Below are 3246 nucleotides of genomic sequence, written 5' to 3'. Positions count from 1 at the left end.
AGCTAGCAACGCTCCTAAATCATAGGTGCCACTCACCATGGGCTTTGCACCTGGGATTGGAGAGGCATCTACAAACGCCCACTTGCCTTCGCGCTCCCATTGCTCAATATCCCAACCAAAACCGCGCATATTGCGGCGAACAATCTGGGGAGGCTCTTCAAAGGTGACGAATACCCCATGTTCGCCCCGCTTGATTCCTTCTGCTAAAAACTGGCAGGCAAAGACTGTTTTAGCACTGCCCGCAGTACCCACAATTAATGTGGTGCGTCCTTTGGGTACACCCCCCTCGGATAGAAAGTCAAAGCCTGGTATTCCGGTTTCCAGTTTTTCAATGCCTTCGTCTATGACGGGTGTAGTTTTCATGGCTGACATATCTCTCAAGGGAAGGTGTGGATTAACAATGCGGCGTTGCTGATTGCATCTGAAAGATTCTGTCACATAGTCTGTCTAACAGATCGATTCATCCTCTCAATCAGCGACGGCGATAATATTGCATACATAACAATTTCGAGGTTACTCCCTGGCATTCGAAGAAGATGTCATTGATCTAGGCGACTTGGACAGACGAAGATCCAGTCCCTGGGACAAAATTTTCGCATCACTGAGATCTCCAATAATGCGCTGAGCTGGAGGGGGAACTTCTTTAATTAAAGTGGGGGTGACTAAAATCTTTTCTTGCTCTGCTAGTTGGGGTTGTTCTAACACATCGATGATCGACAGCTCATAGTTATCGGCTAATTCCTGCTCACATAGATGAACCAAGTTTGCGATCGCACGCTCAGAGCGAGGGCTACTACCTGTGATATAAAGCTTTAGGATATATGGCTGCGGACTCATGATTCCTCTTTCTGGATACTAGCGTTCAACTTGCTTAACCCAATAAAGTACTTGCGATAGTAAGTAGTGAGATACCCCATTAACTCCAACACCACTAGTCGTCCCGCGTCAGCATAGGCTCTTGCTTTAATGACATTCTCTGTTTCATTTTTTTGTTTTAAGGCCAGAGTATGCAACTCAACAACATCCCTGGCCCCGGCCTTCAAAAAACCCAGTTTCTCCGCCAATGAACGCAAATTTTCAGAGATTGGATACTCCACCCGAAAGGTTTGTTGTTCCAATACTTGATCTAAAACATGACTATAATCTTCGACTATTTGTCGAAAAATGTCCGGAATTGAATCCTTGAGAAGCCCTGATTCAAATAAACTTGCAGTTACGGTTGCCGGTCGTACCGTATAGGCCAATCGCTCAAAATTTTCGATTTCGGTCAGTCCTTGGGCTGTAGGGGTTGATTGTAAAGCAACATTGAGCTGACGCTGACGTTCAAGTGCCAGTAAGAGAGCATAGGCCAACAGGTTCGGGTCAAGCGTATGCTTACTCAAAAACCCCTGGGCTCCCGCTTCGATAGCCCTAACGGCAATTACCTCATCCTCCGTGCCCGTCAACACAACGGTGGGTATTGTCGGCACAGCTTGGCGAAGACGTTCTAACGTATCTATCCCCTGACTATCTGGTAGGTGTAAATCAAGTAAAACCACTTGGTAAGTCGGCTCACTCAAAACCTCTAATCCCTGATTAAGCCGCTCAACATGGGATAGCTGAAACAAACTTCCAGACGCATCCATAGCTGGCTTAGATTCTGCTAAGAGTGCCTGCACCTGCTCAAAAACAGACGGATCATCATCAATTAGGAGAACATTGCAGGACGCATACGTGACCATAGACTAACTCCTACAAAAAAGGAGTATGAGCAACCAATTGAGGCAACCTATTACGAATGACTTCCCCCATTCGAATCACAACTGCTACTGATCATGGGATCGTGTGCCGAACGAAAAGCCGTTTCATTAAGCGAATGTATCAATATGACGGTTTTTAAGCCCAAAAAGTATATTCTGCAGCGAGTTTGTAAACATCCATGAAGGGCTGCACGTCAAATATAAAAAAATAATTAAGCCGCAATGAACGATTGGTTGAAGCTGGTTGATTCTATCTAGCCTCTTATATAGCGAGAGTGTTCACTAGTTAGCTGACTCAAACTCCACATCTTCGTATAGCTCAGCCACATCAAAACTTACATCAACACTGCTGAGACTCACCCTATCGCCCGCTTCATAGGCACTCAAAACCCACTGTCCCAAACTATTGCGACAGAAAACCTCTACTGAGATACTCTTTTGATCCACTAAAACATACTCTTTCAAACTCCCTAAAGCTCGATAGTCGGCAAATTTGCTTCCCCGATCAAACGCTTCTGTCGTATCCGACAAAACCTCCACAATCAAACACGGAAACGCCAAGAAATCCTGTAGGCCGCTCTCCCGTGAATCACAACTCACAACAATATCTGGATAATAGTAAGTGTTCTTAGCAGCGATATGGACTTTCGTATCCGAAATATAAGGACGACATCCCTGCCCCCGTAAACCAACCCTAAGCATTGCAAATAAGTTACCCGCAATAATCACATGGTTATTGCTAGCCCCTGCCATCGCGTACACCTGGCCACTACGATACTCATGCTTAACCGAACTGGCCCGTTCAAAGGCCAAGTATTCGTCAGCAGTTAGGTGTGAAGGGCTAGCAATCATAGAGTCTGCTTTCTATTTCCTAACAGTGTAACGTTGCTTGCTCTAAAGTTCTCTAGTCCTCACCACCCCACAGAAACCCATTCAACCGTCCTTTACGCTTGCCATTGCTCATCTCTAAAATCGAACCAGCATTCACAGCAGGAGGCCTCCACAAATAGGTCCGTGCTCGCCCCCGTCCTTTAATCGCAATGCAGCCCCGATCCTCAAACGGAAACTTGTCTTTAAGCAGCCCATAGGTATCAGCACTCACCTGAATCCGATCCACCACCCCATGAGATTCCATCCGGCTAGCGATATTGACCGCATCACCCCACAGGTCATAGCTAAATTTCTTTTTACCAATCACCCCAGCAACAACCGGCCCCGTATTAATCCCAATGCGTAACTTAAAGGGATGCTGTTTTACCGCCGCCTGCATATCGATGGCCATGGCCATCACCGCCTCGGCATGGTTTTCCATCGGGGCAGGCACACCGCCCACCACCATGTAAGCGTCGCCAATGGTCTTAATCTTTTCCAAACCGTGGCGCTCTGCCAAGGTATCAAAAATAGAAAAGATATCGTTGAGCTGACACACGAGCTGCGTCGGTGCGGTATTGGCCGCCAGCTGGGTAAAGCCAACAATATCGGCAAACAAAATAGTGACGTTTTCGAA

The 3246-nt window shown here is 46.7% G+C and carries 5 protein-coding genes; all 5 read right to left on the bottom strand.

Annotated features, from left to right (window positions below):
• A partial coding sequence (locus IQ260_RS29110; protein ID WP_322745074.1) for an ATPase domain-containing protein occupies nucleotides 1-363 on the bottom strand: 363 nt, incomplete at its 3' end.
• A 150-nt stretch (nucleotides 364-513) separates the two neighbouring features.
• Nucleotides 514-837, bottom strand: coding sequence for a circadian clock KaiB family protein (locus tag IQ260_RS29105; RefSeq protein WP_193996557.1), 324 nt, complete (start codon nucleotides 835-837; stop codon nucleotides 514-516).
• Nucleotides 834-1721, bottom strand: a complete 888-nt coding sequence (locus IQ260_RS29100) for a response regulator (protein WP_193996556.1) — start codon at nucleotides 1719-1721, stop codon at nucleotides 834-836. Before IQ260_RS29100 ends, IQ260_RS29105 begins: the two co-directional genes overlap by 4 nt.
• Nucleotides 1722-2021: 300 nt before the next feature.
• Entirely contained in the window at nucleotides 2022-2591 is a 570-nt protein-coding gene (locus IQ260_RS29095) for a Uma2 family endonuclease (RefSeq protein WP_193996555.1), read from the bottom strand.
• Nucleotides 2592-2643: 52 nt separating this feature from the next.
• Nucleotides 2644-3246, bottom strand: a 603-nt coding sequence (locus IQ260_RS29090) for an adenylate/guanylate cyclase domain-containing protein (RefSeq protein ID WP_228016538.1), incomplete at its 5' end; no start/stop codon positions are given.

The sequence above is a fragment of the Leptolyngbya cf. ectocarpi LEGE 11479 genome (genome assembly GCF_015207065.1).
Taxonomy (GTDB): domain Bacteria; phylum Cyanobacteriota; class Cyanobacteriia; order Phormidesmidales; family Phormidesmidaceae; genus Leptothoe; species Leptothoe ectocarpi.
Note: the sequence above shows the minus strand (reverse complement) of the source record. Positions and strands in the feature narration are given on the sequence as shown.